We start from the raw sequence: 23,980 nt of genomic DNA, 5'->3' as shown, positions 1-23,980 counted from the left end.
ATTTCACTTCCGGAACCAAACCAAGGCCTAACGGCTTTCCGTAGCTCCTGTCCTACACTGTATCTTTTTTAGTACCTGATCCGTTCAGCGCGCTATGCCTGTTACTACCCCCCTATTGCGCCCCAAACTCCCCGATATGCTTCGGGCACAGCTCAAAGGTGGGCGGCGGTGCGTGCTGGTGTACCGCACCCCAGGTACATCCGCTGAGTTTAGTGTGCGGGGTAGTGTGCTGGGGATTCAACGCCGAGACCAGATAGATTACTTATGCCTAGCGGAAGGCTGTGAATTGCGCCTTGATTGGCTGGTATCCGTGGACGGCCAGTTGGTAGAAGCCTCGGAGCCTCATCTTTAAATGGGGGTTTGGCGTAGGAAGGGGACCTAGTACTTCTACCCCACCTCGTATGCCTGACTCAACCTACCGCCCCATCAACTGCTCCTTCTACGATGAGCTGGAAGCCCGTGCTACCACTGGCCAGCCGTGCACCCTCACTTACCGCACCGAGCCCGACACGCCTCCTAGTACTTACCACGGCACCATTCAGGACCTATTCATCAAGGATAAGGTAGAATATCTGCGCCTCGCTGACGGCTTCGAGCTGCGGTTAGACGCCCTAGTTGCCGTGGACGACAAGGAGCTGCGAAATTATTGCTGAGGCCTATTATAATGAACAACGGCAGCCCCTATTGGAGGCTGCCGTTGTTGCTGTGGCGGCGTTTATCGTAGAGGGAAAGCCGGGCCTAAAACTCTGCGCTTTTGGGAAAGCGGGGGAAGGGAATCACGTCGCGGATGTTGGACATGCCGGTCACGAACAGGATGAGGCGCTCAAAGCCCAGGCCGAAGCCAGCGTGGGGGGCGGTGCCGTATTTGCGCAGCTCCAGATACCACCACAGTTCGTGTTCCGCAATGCCCATATCGGCCATGCGGGCCTTCAGCTTCTCCAGGCTTTCTTCACGCTGCGAGCCCCCGATGATTTCACCGATGCCGGGGAACAGCACATCCATGGCGCGCACGGTTTTGTCGTCGTCGTTGAGCTTCATGTAGAAGGCCTTGATATCCTTGGGGTAATCCGTCAGGATAACGGGCTTTTTGAAGTGCTTTTCAACTAGGTAGCGCTCATGCTCGCTCTGCAGGTCGGTGCCCCAATCCACGGGGAATTCAAATTTCTGCTTGGCAACTTTCAGAATTTCAACGGCCTCGGTGTAGGTCAGGCGCTGGAAGTCGTTGTCGACTACGAATTGCAGACGGCCTAGTAATTCCTTGTCGTAGTGCTCGTTGAGAAACTGCAGATCATCTTGGCAATTCTCGAGGGCGTAGCGAACCAGGCTGCGCAGGAAATCCTCCGCTAGGTCCATGTTGTCCTGCAAGTCGTTGAAGGCCACTTCGGGCTCAATCATCCAGAACTCCGCCAGATGGCGCGCGGTGTTCGAGTTTTCGGCCCGGAACGTGGGGCCGAACGTGTATACTTTGCCCAGGGCCATAGCGGCTACTTCCGCCTCCAGCTGCCCCGAAACCGTGAGGTTGGTTTGCTTGCCAAAGAAGTCCTGCTTGTAATCAACGCCTGATTTGTCTTCGGTGAGCGGCGGGTTTTGGTCGGGCAGCGTCGTTACGCGGAACATCTGGCCCGCGCCTTCGGCATCGGAGCCGGTTACGATGGGCGTATGGACGTAGTAAAATCCTTTGCTGTTGAAGTAGTTATGTACCGCAAATGCCATGGCGTGCCGAATGCGCAGCACCGCCCCAAATGTGTTAGTGCGGGGGCGCAGGTGCGCAATTTCACGCAGGAATTCCAGCGTGTGACCCTTCTTCTGAAGCGGATACTCGGCCGTATCAGCGGAGCCGTACACCGTAATTTCCGTGGCTTGAATTTCAACCGTTTGTCCTTTGCCCTGCGAGGCAACTAGCTGGCCGCGCACGGCAATGGCAGCGCCATTTTCAACACCATCGGCCTTCAGCTTTTCCTCCGGGAACTGCTCGGCATTGGCTACCACCTGAATGGAATTAAAGCCAGAGCCGTCGTTGACAGCAATGAACTGCACGTATTTGTTGCCGCGGCGGGTGCGCACCCAGCCTTTTACCAGCACTTCGCGGTCCAGGTCGGTGCTGCGGAGCAATTCCTGCACGCTGGTTTTTCGGAGGTCGGACATTAGGAGGTTGTGTTCGTACTAGAAGGAGAATAACTAAGAACGGCAAAGGTAGAAGTTTTAAGGGGTGAAAACCGTGCTACTAGGGGCCAGAGTAGCGCAAAGCCTTTGGTACAGATAGCTTTCGGGCCCGCGCCACGCTTTGCTACGGTTCAGCCTCCCCCTCCTGGCCCAACATTTTACCCCAAACCCAAGTACAGAAAGGGCTATATTTGGCCTAACCACCCCGTGCAGAAACCGGCGGGGCGTACGCGTTTTTGAGTATGCAACGACTGGACATGAAACAGCTTCTCTCCCAGAAGCTGTCACCCCAACAAATTCAATTTATTAAGCTGCTGCAGATTCCGACGGCAGAGCTGGAAGCGCGCATCAAAGAAGAGCTGGAAGTAAATCCGGCCTTAGAAGAAGGCGACGACCAGGAAGAGGACTTCGAGGACCAAGACCGTGACGACTCCAGCGACTCGGACGAGGATTTCGACAACGACCCGGATGCGGAGTTCGATAACCCCGATAATACGCTGGACGAAGACTTTGACAGCGGCCAGAGCGAAGAACAGCCGGAAATAGAGCTGCCCATCAAAGACGAGCCCGCCGATACCAAAGAGTCGTCGGACAACGAGGATTTGGACCTGAGCGACTACCTCAACGACGACGAAATAGCCGGCTACAAGATGCAGGGCGACGGCCCCGGCGAGGACGAGGACGATCGGGAAATGCCCCTGGCCGACACCAGTGGCTCGTTGATGGACAACCTGCTCGACCAGCTTGGCTTTGCCAATCTCGATGAAAAGCAAGAAGCCATTGGCCGCCAGTTAATTGGCTCCATTGATGGCGACGGCTACATTCGCCGCGACCTGTCGGCCATTGCCAACGACCTCGCGTTTTCACAGAATATCGAAACGACAGTACCGGAGGTAGAAAGCGTGCTGCACGTAATTCAGTCCTTCGACCCCGCTGGCATTGGCGCCCGCGACCTGCAGGAATGCCTACTGCTGCAACTAGAGCGCCGCCCCCAAGACGAAGCGACGGAGCACGCCGAGCAAATTCTGAATGAAACCTTCGACGAGTTTACCAAGAAGCACTACCCTCGCATTCAGCAGAAACTCGACCTGGAGGATGACGAGCTCAAGGAAGCCATTGCCCTGATTCTCAAGCTTAACCCCAAGCCCGGCGGCACAGGCCCCGTGGGCATGGGCAAGGTGCAGTACATTATCCCCGACTTTATCCTGACTTCTGACAACGGGCAGTTTAACCTCACGCTGAACTCGCGCAACGCGCCCGATTTGCGCGTGTCGCCGGCCTACACGGAAATGTTTCGAGCTTACGACAAAGCCTCGAAGAAAGACAAGAAAATGAAGGAGGCCGTCACCTTCGTGAAGCAGAAGCTGGACTCGGCCAAGTGGTTTATTGATGCCATTCGGCAGCGCCAGAACACGCTGCTGCGCACCATGGACTCGATAGTACGCTACCAGAGTGAGTTTTTTCTGGAAGGCGACGAGAGCAAGCTACGCCCGATGATTCTGAAGGACATTGCCCAGGAAATTGGGATGGACATCAGCACCGTGAGCCGGGTAGCTAACTCCAAATCCGTCCAGACGGAGTTCGGCATCTATCCACTCAAGTACTTCTTCTCCGAAGGCATTGCCACCGACTCGGGTGAGGATGCCAGCAGCCGGGAGGTAAAGCACATTCTGAAGGAAATCATTGAGGGTGAGCAGAAAAACAAGCCCCTCTCCGATGATAAGCTGGAGAAGATGCTCAATGCCCGCGGCTACAACATTGCCCGCCGCACAGTGGCCAAGTACCGCGAGCAGCTTAACATTCCGGTAGCTCGCCTGCGCAAAGAGCTGTAGGCTAGGTACTAGGTCCATCTAAAAGCGAAAGTCCTCGGTACCGCCGGTGCCGGGGACTTTGCGTATACACACGGCCTAGTGAGAGGGCGGTGCCGAAGCACTGGCACTGTTGTATCTTCGTTGGGTTCTGCCCTAGCCCTGCCTATTGTGTCGCGTGCCCTTGCTACGGCGCTGTCGGCGGTATTTCATCCGCTGCTAGTTCCGTCTTATCTGTTCTACATCGTCTGCTATCAGCTGCCGGGCGCCGTACTGCTGCCGCCACTGCCTGATCGGTGGCTGGTGCTGGCCGTGGTGTGGGGGTTCACGTTTGTACTACCCTCCTTGGGCACGCTAACTCTGGTGCAGTTCGGATTTGTTGATTCTTTGGAGCTAGCCAAACGCCAGCAGCGTGCTTGGCCCTTGCTGCTGGCGGCCGTCAGCTTTGGGGCGGCGGCGTGGCTATTACATCGGCCCCGGTTGTTTGATGCGCTGCTGCCCCAGATGATGATTGGCATGACCGTGGCCGTGCTGCTGACCTTCCTGATTACGCTGCGCTGGAAGATTTCGGCGCACGGGGTGGGCATGGGCGGCAGCGTGGGGTTGCTGGCGTTGTTGCACCTAGGCGGCATGGCCGGGCCGGGTGCCGTGGCGTGGCTGGCCGGCACCATTATGGTAGCCGGCGCCGTGGGCAGCGCCCGCCTAGCCCTGAACGCGCATACTGAAGCGCAGGTGTGGGCCGGTTTGGCCCTGGGTGCGGGGCTAGTGCTGGGGTTTGGTGCGGGCCTGCTATTGGGCTAGCGCTCAATCGTTGTGTATCTTTAGCCAGCACTCATTATAGTGCCCGGAGCGGTAGCGCCCGACTTTCTTCCTCCTGCACAGGTTGTGTTGTTTCGCGTATGCTTTCCTCTCCCGATCCTGCCTCTGAGCTAGCCTCCCTTACTGCCCAACTTCAGCAGGAACGCCGCGAGCGGCTGGCCGCCGAGCAGCAGGTTCAGAACCTGCGCCGCCAACTCACGACCAGCCAACGCACGGCTACCCGCCTCACCGACAGCATTACGCGCCTTACCCAAAACCTGCGCGTAGCGGTGTTGGTAGCCCACCAAAGTGGGCTGGTGGCGTTGCTGAATCAGGAGTTTTGCGACTTATTTGGGGTAGAAGGCCTTTCCCTGGGCATGCTGGGCCAGCAGGTGGCGCCCGTACTCGAGGCCATTATTGCCCAGGCGGCGCGGCCGGAGCAGGCCCGGCAGCGGCTGCACAGCATGCAGCAAGCCAACCAGCGGGTGTTGGGCGAAGACTTGGAACTAGCCGACCGCACTATTCTGGAGTTCGACTTTATCCCGTTGAGCGGCCCCGATGAGCTAGTGGCAGCCGGCTACATGCTTTCCTTCCGCGACGTAACCCAAACCCGCCGGGCCGAGGAGTACATGCACTCCCTCTCGCGCATACCCGGCCAGAACCCCAACCCGGTTGTGCGCTTGCACGCCGATGGGCGCTTGCTCTATAGCAACCCCGCCGCCGACGCCCTGCGCAAAGAATACCTCAACCCTCAGGAAGAGCCGGCGTTTGCCCTTCAGCTTTACGAAGCTGCTACTGAGGCACTGGCCGCCGGCGAGCTGATCATTCGGGAAATATGCTTCCAAGAGCTGTGCTACCAGCTAGCCATTGCCCCCTTCATCGATGACCAGTACGTGAACCTGTACTTCACCGATATTACTACCCTTAAGCAAGCCGAAAAGCAGTTGGTAGATCAGCGGGAGTTTTATGAAACCGTACTCAACCAGCTGCCCGCCGATGTAGCCGTGTTTGATACGGAGCACCGCTACCGCTTCGTGAACCCGGCCGCCATCCGCGACCCGCACCTGCGCCACTGGATTATCGGCCACGATGACTTTGAGTACATGGCCTATCGGGGCCGCCCCGCCGCCCTAGCCCACAAACGGCGCGCAACCTTCGAGCAAGCCATCCGGCAGCAGGGCGTGCTAGCCTGGGAAGAAGCCATTCCAACCCCCGAGGGCGACACCAGGCTGGCTTTGCGCCACATGCAGGCCGTATTCAATCCCGAAGGCGAGCTACGCATGGTTATCGGCTACGGCATTGACATTACGGAGCGCCACGCCGCCGAAGAAAAAGTACGCCAAAGCGAAGCTCAGCTGCAGGAACAGCAGAAGTTCACCCGGATGGTAGTCGACTCCACCCCCAATATTATTTGGGTGACCGATGGCCGGGGCCAGGTATTGTTCAGCAACCGCGCCTTCGACGAGTTGGTGGCCCAAAGTGACCACCGCAACGTGGATGTGCTAGATCCGGACAGTGTAGTGGCCGCAGAGGCTCGTGAGTTCAGCACCACCGATGAGTATGTGCTGACGACGGGACACGAGCTGATCAACGAGACCACCTACACCCTGCGCGACGGCCGCACCATGTGGCTTCAGACGGTAAAACGCCCCTTGTTGCGCGCTGATGGCAGCGTGAACGTACTAGGGGTCAGTACCGACATAACCGAGATGAAGCAGGCGCGCCAGACGCTGGAGCGCAGCACCAAGCAGTACCGCGACCTGATGCACTACTCGCAGGCGCTTATCTGCACGCATGATTTAGATGGCCTGATTTTGTCGGTGAACCCGGCGGCGGCGCACCTGGTGGGCGTGGTGCCTGAAATGCTGGTGGGCCGCTCGCTGTTCGATGTCATGACCCCGGATCTGCACCCGCAGGTGAAAGCCTATTTGGCGCAGGCCCATCATCAGCAGGAACTCACCGGCCTCATGACGTTGCGCGGCCTTAATGGGCAGGCCCACCACCTGATGTACAATAATTACCGCGTAGAGGAGCCCAACGAGGTGCCCTACGTAATTGCGTACGGCCAGGAAATCACGGAACGGATTCAGGCTGAGCAGCAACTCGTGCGGGCCAAAGAAACCGCCGAGAACATTGCGCGGGCCAAGGAAAACTTCTTGGCCAACATGAGCCACGAAATCCGGACGCCGATAAATGGGGTGCTGGGTATGGCCGGCTTGCTGGCTAAAACGCCGCTTTCTGAGTCGCAGCAGGAACACCTGCGGATTCTGCGCAACTCGGGGCGCCACCTGCTCACTGTCATCAATGATGTGCTGGACGTGGCCAAGATGGAAGCCGGCAAGCTGGAGCTGGAGCAAGTGCCCTTCGACATTGCGCAATCGGTGCAAGATGCTGTGCAAAGCCTGGGGTTCCGGGCCGAGGAAAAGGGCATCACGTTCCGCTTGGTGCCGTTGCAACTGCCTCACCCCTTCGTCATCGGCGACCCGGGCCGCATCAACCAGATTCTACTCAACCTGCTCAGCAACGCCATCAAGTTTACCGACCAGGGCACCGTAGAGCTTGGCAGCCGGCTTTTACGAGAAACCGACACGGAACTGGAGCTGGAGTTTTACGTCCGCGATACGGGCATTGGCATTTCCGCTGATAAGCTGGAAACCATCTTTGAGAGCTTCTCGCAGGCGTATGCTGATATTTCGCGCCGCTTTGGTGGCACCGGACTAGGTCTCACCATCAGCCGAAGCCTAGTGCAGCAGTTGGGGGGCCGCATGTGGGTAGAAAGCGAGTTTGGCAAGGGTAGCACGTTCTTCTTCTCGCTCACACTCACCAAGGCCGGATATGCCTTGCCGGAACCAAGCCAGCTCCCGCCACCTAATTACGAAAAGCTGCGGGGCAAACGGGTACTGCTGGTAGAGGACCACCCCGTAAACCAGCAGCTAGCCGCTATGATTTTGGAGAACTGGGAGGTAGAAACGCACCTAGCTTCCGATGGTAACGAGGCGCTGGCCCAACTGGAAGCCCGACTTTATGATGTGGTATTGATGGACATTCAGATGCCGGGTATGAGTGGCCTCGATGTGACGCACCGCCTGCGCGAACACCCGGACCCGCTGCGAGCCAACACGCCCGTTATAGCCCTCACGGCCAACGTAATGCGCTCCGATGATGAAATCTACCGCGCCGCGGGCCTCGACTACCTTTCCAAGCCGTTTGAGGAGGATGACTTGTTCCGGAAGCTGGAAGCCAACCTGCGGCCAGTGCCGGTAGCGGAACTGGAAGCTGGCACCCCAAATCCCGGTAACACGGCTTCCGGAACAGCCGCCGAGCCCGCACTTAAGCAATCCACTTCTCAGTCCACCGAAGAGGCGCCGCTCTACGACCTAACCCGGCTTCGCGACACGGCCCATGGCAGCACCATTTTCATGCAGAAGGTAATCGGCTCTTTTCAGGCGCACACCCCGGTGGCTATAGCGCAGCTGCGCGAAGCCGCCGCCGCTGCCGACTGGCCTACCGTGGGGGCCCTGGTGCACAAGCTGCGCCCCTCACTGCAGTTACTAGGGGTGCACAGTGTGCAAATTGCCGTAACGGTGTTGGAGCCACTCTCAAGGCCTGAATCAGGGCCGGTGAGCGTTTCCACCGCTGAGCTGCGGGTACAGGTAGAGAGCCTGACGGCCAGCCTGGAGGCTACCGTGGAGCAGCTTGCCAGCGCCTCCATCGAGTAAGAACATACAGACGAAACCGGCCGGCGCAGATGCTACAGTAGCACCCGCGCCGGCCGGATTTGGTAGCAACACTCAGGTTAAATGCGGTTCAGCTTCCGGAAGAAGGCCTCCTGATACGACTTCCCGATGGGCACATGCTGGCCGCCCGGCATTACCGCTGAACCATCCTCAATGGCCTCCACGCGGCGCATGTTCAGGATATAGGAGCGGTGCACGCGTATAAAATGGTCGAAGGGCAGGCGCGCGTCCAGGGCCTTCATGGTGGTGTACACAATGTATTTCTGCTTGTCCGTCACGATGATAACGTAGTCCGACAGGGCCTCGATATAGATAACCTCATCGAAGTTGATGCGCACCATCTTGTTGTTCACCTTCACGAACAGGTCGCTGTCGGGCGGGGCGGTGGGCGCCGGGGCAGCCGCGGCCAGGGGCGCGGTGTGTTGCTGCAAGGCCCGCTGCACGGCCCGGCTGAAGCGGGCGTAGTCGAAGGGTTTTACTAGGTAGTCCGTCACGCGCAAGTCAAAGGCATCCACGGCAAAATCCTCGTGGGCCGTGGTCAGAATCACGATGGGAGGATCGGTGAGCACGCGCAACAAGTCCAGGCCGTTGAGTTCCGGCATCTGCACATCCAGGAACAGCACATCTACCCGGTTACCGGCCCGGAAGTAGTTCAGGCCCTTCAAGGCATCGTCCATGGACGTGACCAGCTGCAACGAGTCGGTCAGGGAGATATAGTGCTCCAGCGTTAGCCGGTTGATTTCCTCATCATCAATAATAGCACAAGTCAGGACAGGAGCGGTAGACATAGAATGCAGAGCAGGGCAGGGAAAGGAAGGGCGGGAACTAGGTAAAATACCGGACCGGACAGCAGGCAGAAGCTCGACAGCCGCTCTCAACTATAAATTTACCAATTTAATTGGGTAGCTAAACTAAACTACTTACGTCAGTCAACCAAGTTAATTCTGCAGCTCAACAGTATCCATTCCGGTTCTGGGAACATGGCAGCAACTGGCAAATGGCAAGGGCACCCAGTTTACTAGGCTCCGACACCTAGTAAACCGCCCCACCAACCTCCCCTCCTAAATTGGGAGGCACGCAAAAATGGGGGCGCGCTATTCTGAACGGCGCGCCATTTCGGCGGCTACCAGCTCCTGTACATCTGGGCGCTGGTAATCCGCTTCCGACTTGATGTAGGGCATGATGCGCTGCATAATCCGTTCCTGCTCCTGCCCGTTCGCTAGGGCCTCGGCGTAAGGCAAGTGCGAAAACGTAACCTGCGAGTACAGTGGCAGCCACTTACCCGGATACTGCGCCGAAATCAGGCCTTCAATTTTCTTTTGCAGCAGAAACCGTGGGTCGGCTACCCGGTCGCGCATTTCCTCGAAGTTATACACCGCCAAGTCGGCCATGGCATCAGTATCGGGCTTGCGCATCACCTGAAACTCCCGGAAAATAGTGGTCCAGTCGGAGCCATGGGTGCCCAGCAGCTCATTAAGTACGGTACAATCTTCGAAGCCCGCATTCATGCCTTGCCCATAAAACGGCACAATGGCATGCGCCGCATCCCCTAGCAGCAGCACATCATCTTCGTGCGTCCAGGGGTAGCAGCGCACCGTTACCAGGGAGCTGGTTGGGTTTTCGAAAAACTCGGTTTCCAGGTTCGGCATCAGGGGCACAGCGTCCGGAAACACCTCCTCGAAGAAGGTGCGCACCTGTGCCGGGGTTTGCAGCGCCGCAAAGGAAACGGGGCCCTCAAATGGGAAAAACAAGGTGCAATTAAACGAGCCGTCAAGGTTGGGCAGGGCAATCATCATGTACTGCCCACGAGGCCAGATGTGCAGCGCATGCTGATCAATGGCCCATTCTCCGTTGGGCTTGGCCTCAATGGTTAGCTCTTTGTAGCCGTAATCGAGGTAGTGTTGCGAGTAGTTGAACCGCTCCGTGCGCTGCAACGCCCCGCGCACGGCCGAGTAGGCGCCATCTACCCCAAACAGGCGCCGGAAAGGCACCGTGCGGCTCTCGCCCGATTCGGTATCGAGCATTTCCACTGTTTGTTGGGGTAAATCAACGCGGCGGCACTGTTGGTTAAACAGCACCTGTATGCGCGGCTCCTGCTCCACTAAATCCAGCATCCGCCGGTTTAGCCCGGCCCTCGACACAGAAAAAATGGATTGCCCCTGCTGGCCGTAGGGCTGAAACGTGAGCTGGCCTTTGATATCGTGCATGACGCGGCCATGCATGGGAATGGATACTTCCCGCACGGAATCGGCAATACCTACCCCCTGCAACGCCCGCCACCCCCGATCCGACAAAGCCAAGTTGATGGAGCGGCCTTCTACGTTGCCGGCCAGCCGAATATCGGGGCGGCGCTCAAACACCTCCACCTTATGGCCATGCTGCGCCAGATACAGGGCCAGCAGAGACCCCACCAGTCCTCCTCCCATTACGGTTAGGGTTTCGGGATCAGCAGAAATAGAAGCAAACTCGGCCATAGGGCACACAAAAGGTAATAACAACGAAAAGCGCGGGCGAAAGGGCGAAAGTAACCGATTCTGTTGGCATCGATTGATCGAGCATTACACAAGCTTCGGCAGGGTGAAGGCTATGCTTGGTCGTAATGTGCATAATCAGAAAACCAGGCGCCTTTAAATTTGAACTTTTAGTTGATCCACTTATCCTAATTTATGTCTTGTATGATCTTGGCCTCGCAAGCGCTTATACTAGGTGCCTCCCGCCAACAGCATCGTCATCGGCGGCGCAAGGCACTACCTATCCGTTTTACTCCAACCTCCCACATATCCTATCGGCCAGCTGGTATGGGCAGCGCTGTGCCTGGCCCTCGGTTCAGCCACCTACGCTCCGCCGCAGCTACGCTGCCTAGCACATTGCAATGTGGCCCCTATGTAGTGGGAGAGGCTGATTGCCTGTATCTGTATGGGCCCTCTGACCTCCGCTACTAAGCCTGAGCAGGTTATCATCTACGGCGGAGCTTACGTTTCAGCATGATTTGCGTCTCTTCTAAATACCATTTTTCGCACCCAATAAGCAAGTGGCTATCAGTTGCTTATCAGTTGCGTAATCAGCCCGCTTGACCTACCTTTGCAGCCCCTTTCCTGACATGTTGGGGTATTTTTAATTTTTTGCAGTTTTCTAGTATGAGGAAACATTACCGTTTTCTATTTTTTTTCTTGGTATTTCTGCTGAGCCAGGCCGTTACCGGCTGGGCCCAGAACGTGGGAATTGTGGCGGGAGCTGTAGAAACAGCTACCGGTGAACCACTACCGGGTGCCACCATTTTTATCCGGGGCACCTTCATTGGTACTAGCACTGACCGAGACGGTAAGTTTAGCCTGCGTGCTGACTTCACTGAAGGCCCCGTGGTGCTGTCCATCTCTTTTGTGGGCTACGAGAGCCGCGACGTAACCCTGAGCCAGCCCGACAACACCGTGAAGGTGCAGCTCAAGCTTAACCTGACGCAAACCAACGAGGTAATTGCCTCGGCATCGCGCGTAGAAGAAGGCATTCTGCAGGCACCGGTAACGGTGGAAAAAATTACCTCGCAGCAGGTTTCACGCCTCCCTCCCCCCGATGTACAGGTGGGCCTGAACCAGTTCAAGGGCATCGACGTGAACAGCACCAGCATGCTCATGAACTCCCTGAGCACTAGGGGCTTCAACTCCGCGAAGTCGGAGCGCCTGATTCAGCTCACGGACTATTTTGACACGCAGTCGCCTTCTCTGAACATCAACGCCGGTAACCTCACGGGCCTGCCTGAGCTGGACATCGAAAGCATTGAAATCATCCACGGCCCGGCTTCGGCGCTGTATGGTGCCAACGCCTTTAACGGCGTACTGCTGCAAAATTCCAAAGACCCCTTCGTAAGCGAAGGCCTGAGCCTGCGTGTGCGCGGCGGTGAGCGAAGCTTCTTCGATGGACAAGTACGCTACGCCCAAAAGTTTGGCGAGAAATTCGCGTTCAAAATCACGGGTGCCTACCTCACGGCTAACGACTGGCTGGCCAATAACTACACGGCTACCAGCACCCAGGTGCAGCGCAACAACAACACCGTAGGCTCTACCCTGGGCTACGATGCCGTGAACCGCTATGGTGATGTGGGCGGATACACGTTCTCTAGTGCTTTCCCGTTTCCTGAAGTACGAGGCAAGACAGTTTTCATGCCCGGCTTCGATGAGAAAACGCTGGTTGGCAACGACGATAAAGCCAAGTCGGTGAAAATTCACCCTTCCCTTTCGTACCTGCTCACGAATAGCGTAAAAATGACGGTTGGGTTTAACTACAACCGGGGCTCTGCTAGCTACCAGAGCACCAGCCGCTACCGCTTCAAAGACTTTGGTACCAACCAGTACCACGGCGAAATCAAAGGCGAGCGGTGGTTTTTGCGTGGCCAGTCCATCCAGGACTTTGGCGGCAACACCTATGACCTGAGCTTCCTGGGGGCGTTCATTCAGAACTCGCCTATTTCTACCAGCGGCACCGGTACTACCTACGCCCAGCGCTACTTCGGCACGTACGTAAACACGTATGTAGGTGCCCGCCAGGCCGGCCAGACAGATGCGCAGGCCCAGCTAACGGCCCAGTCCGCCGCTGATCCGCTGCAGCTTAATCCTAACAGTGCCGAGTTTAGTAACCTGCGTAACCAGATTATTCGCGATGCTACTCCCGGCCGTGGTGCCCGCCTGAATCCCAGCTCGCTGCTGAATGAAGGCAACGCCCAGTACAACTTCAAATTCGGAGAGTCAACGGACCTGATTGTGGGTGCCGCTTACCGGAAATTCCGCTTGGGTTCCAATGGCAACCTGTTCTCTGACAACGAAGGCCGCATTCAGAACCACGAGTTAGGTGGCTATGCCCAGCTAACCCACAAGCTGCTCGAAGACCGTCTGAAGCTGGCTTTGGCTGGCCGTATCGACGACTTCAAGAACTTCGATCCCTCTTTCTCGCCCCGCGCATCCGCCGTATATTCTGCCGGCGACAAGCGCCAGCATAACTTCCGCGCCAGCTACGGCCGCGCCTTCCGCTCCCCTACCCAACTCGACCAGTACATCAAGCTTGATGTGGGCCAAGTATTGCTGCTAGGCAACGTTGACAATGGTTACCAGGGCTATAGCCTGACCAATGGCCAAAACATCTCGGTTGCGGCCCTGAAGCTTGAGCGCCTCAGCAGCGTGGAAGTGGGCTACAAAGGCGCGCTCGGCGATAAGCTGGCCGTGGACGTGAACTACTACCGCAACTACTACAACGACTTTATTGGTGCTCAGCGCTTTATTGGCAATGCCGATGGCAGCCGCCCAGCTAGCATTGCCGCCGGTCGGGTACTGCAGGTATGGACCAACGCCGACCAAGAAGTTCGCACCCAGGGTGCCGGCGTTGGCCTGACGTATGCCGTAGCATCTGCGCTTAACTTTGCAGCCAACTACTCGCTGAACGTGCAAGACCGTAGCGATGTGCAGGATGCCGAGTTCCAGACGTACTTCAACACGCCGAAGCACAAGTACAATGTAGGCGTCAATGGTACGGTTATCGACCACCTGAGCTACGCGCTTAACTACCGCTGGGCCAAGGGCCACGAGTACGGTACTCCCTTCGCAGTAGGCCAACTAGCCGACTACAGCTCGGTAGATGCGTACCTAGGCTACACGCTTCCGAAGGTAGGGGCTACGGTGCAAGCCGGCGCTTCCAACCTTTTCAACTCTAACAACACGCAGGTGTACGGTGGCCCCCAGATCGGTCGCCTCATCTACCTGGGTTTGCAGCTGGATGTGAAATAATCACTAGGTAATACTAGGTAGTAAACGGACGCCTCCTGGCAAGGGGGCGTCCGTTTTGTTTTTCCTTATTCCCATTTTGAAACCCGCCTGTTCTACTCTATTGCCTCCGGAAGAAGCAGTACTGACATTTTTTATCAGAACGGGAAAGCGTGATTAGGCCTAAATCCTGGTTTCGTTGCGCAAGCAATAGGTGTTGTTGGCATAGCAGGTGAGGCCGTTCAGCCAAATAAAATAAGAGGCGCTTAACAGGTCAGTAGGTTTGCCTTAATTCTGATTCTGCATAAGGCACACCATAATGAAACACTTGTACCCGCCTGTTTTGGCGGCTTTGCTGCTCCCAAATATTGTAGCTGCTACCGCAGCAACCACTGGCAATCTGCTTGCTACTACCTCCTTTACCTTACCTGATCCGGCGGAACGCACCTTGGCTGGACAAGTCCTGACCGAAAAAGGAGAGCCCCTCCCTGGCGCCACTGTTTTCATTAAAGGCAGCTTTGTTGGTACCAGCACCAATCAATACGGTAAGTTCAACCTGAACGCCAATTTTGACAATGCCCCAGTTACGCTGGTTTTTTCTTACGTAGGTTTTGATAGCCGCGAGGTTACTCTAGAGGCGCCTGAGCTAACACTTACCATCGGCCTTACCCCTAGTGCTACCCTTCTCAACGAAACCATCGTCTCGGCTTCCCGCATCGAAGAAAACATTCTGCGGGCTCCTGTAACCGTCGATAAGCTTTCAACCAACCAAATTGAAAAAATTGCTACCCCTGAAATTTTAAGTGGGCTTGGTCAGATCAAGGGCCTAGACGTTAGCTCGGCGTCTATGCTCTTTACCAGCGTAAGTACTAGGGGCTTTAATACCGCAAAGTCGGAGCGGGTTATTCAGCTCGTCGACTACATGGATACCCAACTGCCCTCGCTTAACCTAAGCCCCGGCAACCTGGTGGGTATTCCGGAGCTTGACATGGAGAGCATTGAAATCATCCACGGCCCGGCTTCGGCACTGTACGGCTCTAATGCCCTGAGCGGGGTTATCCTGTTCAACTCCAAAGACCCCTTCGTGTACGAAGGCCTGAGCATGCGGCTGCGCGGCGGAGAGCGAAACCTGCTGGATGGGCAGCTACGCTACGCCAAAAAACTCACCGAAAAGTTGGCCATTAAGCTCAACGCCAGCGCCTTCCGGGCCAACGATTGGATTGCCGACGACATGAACGCCACGCGCAGCTCGGCTAACCCAGCTGGCTCCACGCTCGGTTACAACGCCGTAAACCGGTATGGTGAGTACGGCTACACGTTTGCTCCTGGCCAAGGCACAAACCCCGAGCTAGTAAACCGCACGGCGTACCTGCCCGGCTTCACGGAGCAGGAGCTGATTGCCGACGACAACCGTACGTCTTCGTATCGGGTACAGGGCGCGGTATCGTACTTGCTGCGCGATGACCTGAAGCTAACCGTAGAAGCCAAGCACGCCGAAGGAACTGCTACCTACCAGAACATCAGCCGTTTCCGAGTGAAAGGATTGGGCACTGACCAATATCGGGCAGAGCTCAAGAGCAGCAAAGGCTTTCTGCGTCTCTACTCAACCAAAGACTTTACCGGCAACTCATACGAGCTGAACCAGTTGGGCACCTTGATACAAGAAGCGCCGACCACGGAAGGCGGCAACACTAGCTACGCCCAGCAGTTTTATGGCACTTACAATGCCGTGTACACGCAGGCCCGCCGGGCTGGCCAAACGATAGATCAGGCCCTTGCTACTGCCCAAGGCGTAGCCAATTCTACCCAACTGCGCTCTTCTGACCCGCGCTTTGCTGCCCTGCGCGAGAAAATCACGAATGACCGGCAGCCGGGCCGCGGGGCCCAACAGTACTTCAGCTCTTTCCTGCACGATATCAGCGGCCAACGCACCTTCCGTTTGTTGGAGGCTGGACCCGACCTGACGGTTGGCGCTGCCTACCGCGAATATCGGCTGGGATCTGACGGGTTGCTTTTCTCTGACCAGAATGGAAAGCGCATTCGCAATTACGAGTACGGAGCCTACGGCCAGCTAACCCAAACCCTGCTAGAAGACCGCCTGAAGCTGGCCTTTGCAGGTCGCGTGGACGACTTCAAAAACTTCAAGCCGGCCTTCTCGCCCCGCGTTTCCGCCGTGTACTCGCTTGGCGAAAACAAGCAGCATAACTTCCGCGCCAGCTATGGCCGCGCGTTCCGCTCGCCTTCGCAAACAGAACAATACTTCTACAACGATATCCGCACCGGTGTGCTGATAGGCAACGTTGGGAGCGGATTCCGGGGGTATAACGTGTCCCTGTTTAGCTCGCCGCAGCTGCTGGCAGCCGCGCAAAGCAACCCCGCCGTACTGCAGCCCTACGAGTACACCATCAGCCCCCTCAAGCTGGAGCAAGTAAATACCGCTGAAATCGGCTACAAAGGTGCCATCGTCAGCAACCTCTACGCCGACATCAGCTATTTCCGCAGCCAGTACAACGACTTCATTGGCGCTCAAACTTTTGTGGGCAACACTGATGGCTCGCGCCCCACGCCGCAGCAGTTGGCTGCTGGCTACAGCGGAGCCTACGCCGACCAGAGCCAGCCTACCCGCGTGCTGTACGCCTACTACAACAACAATCAGCAGGTGCGCACGCAGGGTGTTACTGGCAGCCTGACGTACTATTTCAACCGGGCCTTTAACCTGACGGGCAACTACTCGCTGAACGTACTGGACCGCAGCAACCTGCCGGAGGGCTTCCAGACCTTCTTCAACACCCCGAAGCACAAATACAACGTGGGGGCCACTGGCCAGATCCAGAACTTCAGCTACTCTGTGAACTACCGCTGGGTGCAGGGCCACTTGCAGGAAATGCCCTTTGCCACGGGCAACGTGCGCGACTACAGCACTACCGATGCGTATTTCGGCTATGCAGTTCCGAAGCTGGGCAGCACGTTCCAAGCGGGTATTTCTAATGCCTTCAATGCCAACAATGTGCAGGTATTTGGTGGCCCGCAGATTGGACGCCTTGCCTACCTCGGCGTGCGGTTAGACGTGAAGTAAGACCTAGTACCCCGGACACCAAGCCAGGTTTGCGTAAGGCCTCATCGGGAAGAGCGGTTGCTTTTTCTGATGAGGCCTTTTGTTGGGCTTTGGCCTTGCAACTCTCCTAGCGTCCTAGTATCTGGCGGAACGTGAGGTTGAGGCGCGGAGCTACCGGGCGAGCAGTTTTGGGCAGGGCGTGCAGCCAGTGCTGCTGGGTGGTGCCGCGCATCAGAAGCAGGCTGCCGCTGGTCAGGCTCAGGCTTACAGGTGCGTGGGGGGTCCGTTGCCCGTCGCGGGGCTTGAGGCGAAAGGTACGGGTAGCGCCCAGCGTTACTGAAGCAATAACGGGTGCTGGGCTCAGTTCGGGCTCGTTGTCAGCGTGCCAGCCCATGCTGTCTTGGCCGGTGCGGTAGAGGTTGAGTAGCACACTGTTGAACCCGGTGCCGGCCGCTAGCTCCACTTGCTCTCGTAACCGTAGCAGCGCGGACGTCCATGGCTGCGGCTCCAGTTGCAGGCCCGAGTACCGGTAGCGGGCGTCGGCATCACCATACCAGGCAGTCAGGCGGGGCTGCAGTACATCACGCCCGAATAGTTTGATGGGTTGCTGCTCCCAGTGAATATCTTGGGTGAACTCCGCGAGCAAAGCAGCAGCCTGTGCGGGGGCCAGAAACTCAGTATCCAGCGCTAGGTCAGCATCCGGAAGCAAGAGCGGCAGAAGCGGCATAACGAGCAAGACAACGAGTAGCAGGCATGGGGCTGGCGGCTGATGCGGTTTGACGCGCACCAGGGCCTAGGCGAGCAGCTAGCTAGGCAAGCCCATGGCTTCCAGCTGCTTCTGAATAAGCGGAGCCAGCAACATCCAAAGCCCTAACCGCAGAACGGTGCAAATCAGGAAGGGAAGCAGCCAGCTACGGCTCTGAAATTGATGTACACCCACATACCGGGGCCAGAACCACAGGTTATAGGCAATAATGGCTGGCAGCTCGGCAAAAAGCAGTACTATACCCAGCCCAGCTTTCAACAATGGGCCCAGGCACAAGGCCAGCACCACCAGATACCCGATAATGAACAGCACCAGCCGCCAAATAGCCCCTTTCCGATGCAGCGTACGGAAGTTGAGCGCCAGTAGCGCCCCGCCAGCCAGCATGGAAAAGAACACCGAAAACAGCGTGATGGTCACGGGTGAGTACAGGCGCGGAGCGGGCGCCGTAGCTTCTTCCTCCGCGGCTATTACTCTTGCTTTCTGTTGGGCAGCAACTGCCTGCTGCTGTGCCACAATGGGCCGCAGCTCCGCCCTGATAGCCGCCGCATCGAGGTCAGCAACTATCACCTGGCGCCGCTCTAGCTCATCGAGAGCCGCCAAAACGGCTTCTTCCCGATACTCTGAACGGTTGAGAATATACAGGCGCAGCTCGGCGTCAGTTTTGCGGGCCATTTTCTCCGCGTAATCTTCGGCCATGATAATCAGGAAAGCAAAGTCAAATCAAATGAGGGCGTAGCCCTTCTTCAGTACGCAGAACAACAGCCAAGGGTGGAAAAGGTCCTTCCCCTTGGTTGCTACTTACTCTCGGGCCGCCCACTGGGCCAGCACCTCGCCCACCCGGAACACATCCTCAAACGTATTGTAGAGCGGCACCGGGGCCAGCCGAATCACGTTAGGCTCGCGCCAGTCGCCGATAACACCAACGGCCATCAGGTGCTCAAACAGGTTGCGGCCGTTTTGGTGCACCAGCAACGAGAGCTGGCAGCCGCGCTGGGCGGGGTCTTGGGGGGTAATGATTTCGAGGCGGGTTTTGGGCAGATCTAGACGGGTAATCAGGTACTCCAGATAACCGGTCAGCAGCTCACTTTTCTGGCGTAAGGAGGCCATGCCACCCGCCTCCTCATGAATGGCCAGCGCCGCTTCGTGCACTGCCATGGTCAGGATGGCGCCATTGGAAAGCTGCCAGCCTGCCGCGCCACGCATGGGCTTAAAGCCCTTCTTCATCTTAAAGCGCTCCTCATCATCGTAGCCCCACCAGCCAGCCAGGCGCACTAGGTCCGGGCGGTCGGCAAACCGCTCGTGCACAAACGCGCCCGACACGCCACCCGGTCCCGAGTTGAGATACTTATACGAGCACCAGCAGGCAAAATCCACATCCCAGTCGTGCAGGTGCAGCGGAATGTTACCGGCCGCGTGCGCCAGATCAAAGCCTACCATAGCCCCGGCCGCGTGGCCGGCGCGCGTAATAGCGGCCATATCGTATACCTGCCCGGTATAGTAGTTGATGCCCCCTAGCAGCACCGTGGCCAGCGAATCGCCGTGTTCGGCAATGGTAGCCACAATATCCTCGGTGCGCAGGGTATGCTCGCCGGGGCGGGGCACTAGCTCCACAATCACCTCATCGGGCTCTAGGCCACGCATGCGCACCTGGCTTTCGATGGCGTACTGGTCGGAAGGGAAAGCCCCACCTTCCATCAGAATTTTGTTGCGGGAAGCCGTGGGCTGATAAAAGGAAATCAGCAGCAGGTGCAGGTTGGTAGTCAGGTTATTCATGACCACTACCTCAATCGGCTTGGCGCCCACAATATGGGCCGTGGCATCCTGCAGGCGCCGATGGTAATGCATCCAGGGCGTTTCGCCTTTGAAATGACCTTCTACTGCTAGGTCCTGCCAGTTCTGAAACTGCCGCTCGGCGGCGGCGCGGGCCGTACGCGGCTGCAGGCCCAGCGAGTTACCGCAGAAATACAGGCACTCCTGCCCATCGGGCCCAAGCGGAATCAGAAACTGCTGGCGGAAGTCGCGCAGCGGATCCTGCGCATCAAGTTGGCGGGCGAAATCGAGGGTGGGTTGGAAGGTCATCAGCAGCAAATATACCACGCCCCTTCTAAGCCTGAAACCATGACATTTCGGCTTTTTTAGGGCAGCAGCCAGCAGCCCGAAGCCTTACTCCGTTGGCGCCACGGGTGCGGGCGGTTGCATCACGGTGCCGCATACCTGGCACGTACGCTGGTGTTCATTCTGCCAGAACCGATTCATGATGGGTGGCAGCTGCGCCACGATGTCCGTGATTTCAGCAAACTCCTCGTAAAGCTTATTGCCGCAGTTTTCGCAGTACCACTGAAAGCCATCTAGCTCGCCGGCCGTGCGGTAGCGCTCCAGCACCAGGCCTATGGAGCCGGCCGGCCGCCGCGGGGAATGGGGCACGCCGCCTGGCAGCAGAAACATGCTGCCGGCCTTTATCTCAATGTCAACGGGCTTGCCGTCTTCGATGATTTTCACCACAATGTCGCCTTCCAGCTGCAGAAACAGCTCCTCGCCCTCATCCACATGGTAGTCTTTGCGGGCATTGGGGCCGCCCACTACCATCACAATAAAGTCTTTGTTATCCTTGAAAACCTGCTGGTTGCCGACGGGCGGCTTCAGAAGGTGGCGGTGCTCATCAATCCACTGCTGAAAGTTAAACGGGCGGGCAACAGGCATTGCAGAAGTTGTGAAAGGTGCGAAGTTTGAAACAGGCGTCAGCACTAGGCCGGGGCAGCCCACGAAGGTAGGGTTTGCCTGAGTAGCAGGCCTAGTACGATGGGCTTACGTAGTTTCCCGACTTGTTATCCGGCTCTTCTTCGTAATTCCGATATCTGAGTTTTATTTCCTTACGCACCTTGGTGAGCAGTAGCATGTCCGATATTGGGGACTTTGCGCTTTACTACCCCTCTTTACTGCGTCAACTCCCGAATATCTGCGGTGTGGCCGCTAGCCCGGACAGAGACCTTATCTTTGGTCGTTTTCTGTTCTTAACCTTGTTCTCCTTGGTACCATTTGCTACGCTTTCTATCGTTATACCCGTGTACAACGAGGGCCGCACAATCCATCAGATTCTGGATTTGCTGCGCGAGTTGGAATTAATCAACAACATCCAAAAGGAAATTATACTGGTGGATGACTGCTCTTCTGATAATTCCGTGGCGGCTATGGAAGCCTATGCCGCGCGCTACCCCGAGCTGGGCCTCCGACTGCTTCGGCATGCGGTTAACCAAGGCAAGGGAGCTGCTCTGCATACCGGCATCCGCGAAGCAACGGGCGACTACGTCATCATTCAGGATGCTGACCTAGAGTATGATCCACAGGAGTACAATCTGCTTATCAAACCCGTAGTGCGTGGCTTTGCCGACGTAGTATATGGGTCGCGGTTTATGGGCGGCAACCCACACCGCATTCTGTTTTTCTGGCACAGCATTGGCAACAACATCCTCACGTTTCTGTCGAACATGTGCACGGACCTGAACCTGACTGACATGGAAACGTGCTACAAACTATTCCGCCGCGACATCATTCAGGGCTTACGGCTGGAAGAAAAGCGTTTCGGGTTTGAGCCGGAAGTAACGGCCAAAGTGGCCCGCGTACCAGATGTACGCATCTATGAAGTTGGCATCAGCTACTACGGCCGCACCTATGCCGAGGGCAAAAAAATTGGCTGGCGCGACGGGTTCAGAGCCATCTACTGTATTCTCAAATACGGTCTGCTCAAGAAGTAAGCCGCTATACTAGTGTGCTGGCACCTCGTCCTCTACAGCAGGGATAGGCAGTTGCTTTGCGCCTCTGAAGCGCAACCAGAGCCAGCGCAGCAGTTCGGGGCCATGTTGAGCAACTACCATAAGCGCTACCAGAGGTAACAGCCAGGCTACTCGTCCTTGCAGGCGGTCAAGCACGTTGGCCAGTGCACCTGTAACAAAGGCATTGGCTACGATGCCCGCACCTAGCACGGTTATCAGCAAGATGAAATCAGTAGCGGCTGAAGGCAATTTCCGACTAGTAGGTATGGTGCGCAAGCTCCGATGCCACGCCAAAAGCCCCGCCACCACAAGCAAGGCCAGCAACTGCGCGGCATACATGCGCTCGTTGAGCGCCGTAAAGACTAGCTGCCCTCTGTTCTGAAGCGAAGACATGTATTCCTTCAGCTCGTAGCTAGCAAAGTTCTGGACTTTCCAGTAAGGGTTGGTGTTCTCGCGAAAAGGCTCCAGCCCATCGCCGTGCCCTACATGCGTGAGCTGGCGCAACGTAGCCTGAATGGCTTCGCTGGCTAAACGGGGGTAGTAACGCGGACTAGTCAGGATAGCCCGGATGATCTGCTGATACTCCTCTCGGTTGGCGGCCAACCCACCGGTTTGGTTATAGGGACTGGCACCATCCCACATAAAGGAAATAGCATCATTAGGCAGTTTGTCGCGGAACGCGCAGAGCTTGTACTCGGTGCCGGTCTGGCAGGCACGGCTCAAATATTTCTCAAGAATGCCGGTTTCCGTTAGGCGGGCCATCAGGAAGGCAGGCGAAGCACGAGATAATACAAAACCTCCTCCAAAGCCCGCATGTATGGCCGGCAACACAACCCAGCTACCTATTACTACGGCTACTGCCACCATCCAGTGCCGCAGCTGCAGCAGGTTGCGCCGGAACAGCCCTTGCCATACCCCTACTGCCCCCAGAGCCAGTACAACCAGGGTATTAATGAGCAGGTTAGAGTTGTGCACCAGAGAAGAAAGCAACAGAAGCGCCAGCAACCCTAGTTGCTCGGTTCGTGAGCTAAACTTGCCTAGTAGCAGCAACGCCAAGCATAGTAGCCCGATAGCCGTGAAGATATCTGGCATCAGCTGGCTGCAATACCACGAAACTCCGGTTAGCCACGCCGTAATGCCTAGTAATGATAACCGGCCCACGGCTGAGCTAACCCTCGGGACAAAGGCCGTCAAACAGTGGAGCAGCACCCACCCCAGCAACAGCCCCTGCACCATAATTACAAACCAGAGAGAAAACTTCAACCCTGTTGCCCTGATAAATAACCCGTATACAATAGGCCGATCATCGGGAACGCTGTATTCAATGGCGCTATTGATGTACGTGCCCGTATCAGAAGTAACTAATGGAAATCCGTTGTACAGGCCAGCGCTAATCAGGATGAGGCAGCTTAACAGTAAGGGCAAAGCAGCCGTCGGTTGAGCAGGAGCGTGCGAAGAGGCAGGTTTCATAGCCAAGGAATAAGTAGCAACAGAAATGACCAGATTGCTACCTACAAGTCGTTTCGACCGATAAGTGGCATAAGCCTTAGCGCAAAGCTGTTAATTGGATATCATCCAAATATATCGGGCGTTTAATCTCGGGGCCCCACAGAAAAATCACTAGCGAAGAGGTGTAGTTGACGGTAGGAGGAAATGTAAAGTCCTTGCTGATTTTGACCCATTCACCTGATTCCTTCACCTGCTCCCGAAGATCTAATCCGTCGTTCAGGATAACGTTCTTATTTTCTGGGTCTTTTACTAAAAATCCAAGCCTCGCTTTCGCGTCTTTATCAGTCATAAAAACCCACGCTTCTAAGCGGGTTCCGCGCAGCCTGGTTTCACTTAGCTGGCCCAGCGGCGCCGTATAGGTTAGGCTGTAATCTTGGCCGTTGTCGACTTTGATGCTATACTGACCAGAGTGTGCTCGCTCCTTGGTAAGTAGAGAAGCGTCCGGCACCCACCCTACCAGAGAGTCGAAGTTATTGTGCATTACTACTTCCGGGTTCGGGCGCTTGCTATCGGTACTACAAGCAACCAGGACAGCTAGCGGGAGTGCATAAATTAGGGTTTTCATCAAGAATGACTTAGCGCTTTAAGTAGCTCGTGTATAAGATGAGGCAAGTACCATAAAACATT

17 protein-coding genes are annotated in these 23,980 nt (G+C 56.6%); 8 read left to right on the top strand and 9 right to left on the bottom strand.

Annotation, left to right across the window (positions count from 1 at the left end; genetic code table 11):
- Window positions 1–94 precede the first annotated feature (94 nt).
- Window positions 95–352 carry a hypothetical protein gene (locus ACYVHC_RS16495; RefSeq protein WP_460614887.1) on the top strand — a complete coding sequence of 86 codons (258 nt, stop codon included), beginning with the start codon at window positions 95–97 and terminating at the stop codon, window positions 350–352.
- Between the two features lie 49 nt (window positions 353–401).
- Entirely contained in the window at window positions 402–653 is a 252-nt protein-coding gene (locus tag ACYVHC_RS16490; protein WP_460614886.1) for a hypothetical protein, read from the top strand.
- Window positions 654–738: 85 nt separating this feature from the next.
- On the opposite strand, the gene asnS is transcribed toward ACYVHC_RS16490, so the two are convergent.
- Window positions 739–2,145 carry an asparagine--tRNA ligase gene (asnS, locus tag ACYVHC_RS16485; RefSeq protein ID WP_460614885.1) on the bottom strand — a complete coding sequence of 469 codons (1,407 nt, stop codon included), beginning with the start codon at window positions 2,143–2,145 and terminating at the stop codon, window positions 739–741.
- Between the two features lie 260 nt (window positions 2,146–2,405).
- Here asnS and rpoN point away from each other — a divergent pair, with 260 nt between their 5' ends.
- The 3 genes from rpoN (at window position 2,406) to ACYVHC_RS16470 (ending at window position 8,488) form a co-directional block, all read left to right on the top strand.
- On the top strand, window positions 2,406–3,995 hold the full coding sequence (gene rpoN / locus ACYVHC_RS16480; RefSeq protein ID WP_460614884.1) for an RNA polymerase factor sigma-54: 1,590 nt from the start codon (window positions 2,406–2,408) through the stop codon (window positions 3,993–3,995).
- 147 nt (window positions 3,996–4,142) lie between these two features.
- Window positions 4,143–4,772 carry a hypothetical protein gene (locus ACYVHC_RS16475; protein WP_460614883.1) on the top strand — a complete coding sequence of 210 codons (630 nt, stop codon included), beginning with the start codon at window positions 4,143–4,145 and terminating at the stop codon, window positions 4,770–4,772.
- A gap of 98 nt (window positions 4,773–4,870) precedes the next feature.
- Window positions 4,871–8,488, top strand: a complete 3,618-nt coding sequence (locus ACYVHC_RS16470; RefSeq protein WP_460614882.1) for a PAS domain S-box protein — start codon at window positions 4,871–4,873, stop codon at window positions 8,486–8,488.
- Window positions 8,489–8,565: 77 nt separating this feature from the next.
- Here ACYVHC_RS16470 and ACYVHC_RS16465 read toward each other — a convergent pair whose 3' ends face one another.
- Both ACYVHC_RS16465 and ACYVHC_RS16460 read right to left on the bottom strand, forming a co-directional pair.
- The gene (locus ACYVHC_RS16465) at window positions 8,566–9,294 is read right to left on the bottom strand and encodes a LytR/AlgR family response regulator transcription factor (protein ID WP_460614881.1); all 729 of its coding nucleotides are present in this window, start codon (window positions 9,292–9,294) and stop codon (window positions 8,566–8,568) included.
- Window positions 9,295–9,600: 306 nt separating this feature from the next.
- Window positions 9,601–10,980, bottom strand: a complete 1,380-nt coding sequence (locus ACYVHC_RS16460) for an FAD-dependent oxidoreductase (protein WP_460614880.1) — start codon at window positions 10,978–10,980, stop codon at window positions 9,601–9,603.
- 663 nt (window positions 10,981–11,643) lie between these two features.
- Here ACYVHC_RS16460 and ACYVHC_RS16455 point away from each other — a divergent pair.
- Window positions 11,644–14,277, top strand: coding sequence for a TonB-dependent receptor (locus ACYVHC_RS16455; protein WP_460614879.1), 2,634 nt, complete (start codon window positions 11,644–11,646; stop codon window positions 14,275–14,277).
- A gap of 295 nt (window positions 14,278–14,572) precedes the next feature.
- A complete protein-coding gene (locus ACYVHC_RS16450; RefSeq protein ID WP_460614878.1) occupies window positions 14,573–17,329 on the top strand; it encodes a TonB-dependent receptor in 2,757 nt (918 codons plus the stop codon).
- 106 nt (window positions 17,330–17,435) lie between these two features.
- Here ACYVHC_RS16450 and ACYVHC_RS16445 read toward each other — a convergent pair whose 3' ends face one another.
- From ACYVHC_RS16445 to ACYVHC_RS16430, 4 genes are all read right to left on the bottom strand, one after another.
- Window positions 17,436–18,035, bottom strand: coding sequence for an alpha-ketoglutarate-dependent dioxygenase AlkB family protein (locus tag ACYVHC_RS16445; protein WP_460614877.1), 600 nt, complete (start codon window positions 18,033–18,035; stop codon window positions 17,436–17,438).
- A 78-nt stretch (window positions 18,036–18,113) separates the two neighbouring features.
- On the bottom strand, window positions 18,114–18,770 hold the full coding sequence (locus ACYVHC_RS16440) for a hypothetical protein (protein ID WP_460614876.1): 657 nt from the start codon (window positions 18,768–18,770) through the stop codon (window positions 18,114–18,116).
- A gap of 102 nt (window positions 18,771–18,872) precedes the next feature.
- On the bottom strand, window positions 18,873–20,153 hold the full coding sequence (gene kynU, locus ACYVHC_RS16435) for a kynureninase (protein ID WP_460614875.1): 1,281 nt from the start codon (window positions 20,151–20,153) through the stop codon (window positions 18,873–18,875).
- 84 nt (window positions 20,154–20,237) lie between these two features.
- Complete coding sequence (locus ACYVHC_RS16430) at window positions 20,238–20,774, bottom strand: 3-hydroxyanthranilate 3,4-dioxygenase (RefSeq protein WP_460614874.1); 537 nt, start codon at window positions 20,772–20,774, stop codon at window positions 20,238–20,240.
- A gap of 326 nt (window positions 20,775–21,100) precedes the next feature.
- Here ACYVHC_RS16430 and ACYVHC_RS16425 point away from each other — a divergent pair, with 326 nt between their 5' ends.
- Window positions 21,101–21,826 carry a glycosyltransferase family 2 protein gene (locus tag ACYVHC_RS16425; protein WP_460615173.1) on the top strand — a complete coding sequence of 242 codons (726 nt, stop codon included), beginning with the start codon at window positions 21,101–21,103 and terminating at the stop codon, window positions 21,824–21,826.
- Between the two features lie 9 nt (window positions 21,827–21,835).
- On the opposite strand, the gene ACYVHC_RS16420 is transcribed toward ACYVHC_RS16425, so the two are convergent.
- Window positions 21,836–23,314, bottom strand: coding sequence for a hypothetical protein (locus ACYVHC_RS16420; protein WP_460614873.1), 1,479 nt, complete (start codon window positions 23,312–23,314; stop codon window positions 21,836–21,838).
- Window positions 23,315–23,390: 76 nt separating this feature from the next.
- Complete coding sequence (locus tag ACYVHC_RS16415; protein ID WP_460614872.1) at window positions 23,391–23,918, bottom strand: carbohydrate binding domain-containing protein; 528 nt, start codon at window positions 23,916–23,918, stop codon at window positions 23,391–23,393.
- Window positions 23,919–23,980: the final 62 nt, after the last annotated feature.

The sequence above is a fragment of the Hymenobacter seoulensis genome (assembly GCF_054780535.1).
This window is presented reverse-complemented; position numbering and strand designations above follow the sequence as displayed.

Excerpts from the sequence above, each read along its gene's own strand:
- ACYVHC_RS16495 (WP_460614887.1), top strand. The coding sequence starts at position 95 with ATGCCTGTTACTACCCCCCTATTGCGCCCCAAACTCCCCGATATGCTT.
- ACYVHC_RS16490 (WP_460614886.1), top strand. The coding sequence starts at position 402 with ATGCCTGACTCAACCTACCGCCCCATCAACTGCTCCTTCTACGATGAG.
- asnS (WP_460614885.1), bottom strand. The coding sequence starts at position 2,145 with ATGTCCGACCTCCGAAAAACCAGCGTGCAGGAATTGCTCCGCAGCACC.
- rpoN (WP_460614884.1), top strand. The coding sequence starts at position 2,406 with ATGCAACGACTGGACATGAAACAGCTTCTCTCCCAGAAGCTGTCACCC.
- ACYVHC_RS16470 (WP_460614882.1), top strand. The coding sequence starts at position 4,871 with ATGCTTTCCTCTCCCGATCCTGCCTCTGAGCTAGCCTCCCTTACTGCC.
- ACYVHC_RS16465 (WP_460614881.1), bottom strand. The coding sequence starts at position 9,294 with ATGTCTACCGCTCCTGTCCTGACTTGTGCTATTATTGATGATGAGGAA.
- ACYVHC_RS16460 (WP_460614880.1), bottom strand. The coding sequence starts at position 10,980 with ATGGCCGAGTTTGCTTCTATTTCTGCTGATCCCGAAACCCTAACCGTA.
- ACYVHC_RS16455 (WP_460614879.1), top strand. The coding sequence starts at position 11,644 with ATGAGGAAACATTACCGTTTTCTATTTTTTTTCTTGGTATTTCTGCTG.
- ACYVHC_RS16450 (WP_460614878.1), top strand. The coding sequence starts at position 14,573 with ATGAAACACTTGTACCCGCCTGTTTTGGCGGCTTTGCTGCTCCCAAAT.
- ACYVHC_RS16445 (WP_460614877.1), bottom strand. The coding sequence starts at position 18,035 with ATGCCGCTTCTGCCGCTCTTGCTTCCGGATGCTGACCTAGCGCTGGAT.
- ACYVHC_RS16440 (WP_460614876.1), bottom strand. The coding sequence starts at position 18,770 with ATGGCCGAAGATTACGCGGAGAAAATGGCCCGCAAAACTGACGCCGAG.
- kynU (WP_460614875.1), bottom strand. The coding sequence starts at position 20,153 with ATGACCTTCCAACCCACCCTCGATTTCGCCCGCCAACTTGATGCGCAG.
- ACYVHC_RS16430 (WP_460614874.1), bottom strand. The coding sequence starts at position 20,774 with ATGCCTGTTGCCCGCCCGTTTAACTTTCAGCAGTGGATTGATGAGCAC.
- ACYVHC_RS16420 (WP_460614873.1), bottom strand. The coding sequence starts at position 23,314 with ATGAAACCTGCCTCTTCGCACGCTCCTGCTCAACCGACGGCTGCTTTG.
- ACYVHC_RS16415 (WP_460614872.1), bottom strand. The coding sequence starts at position 23,918 with ATGAAAACCCTAATTTATGCACTCCCGCTAGCTGTCCTGGTTGCTTGT.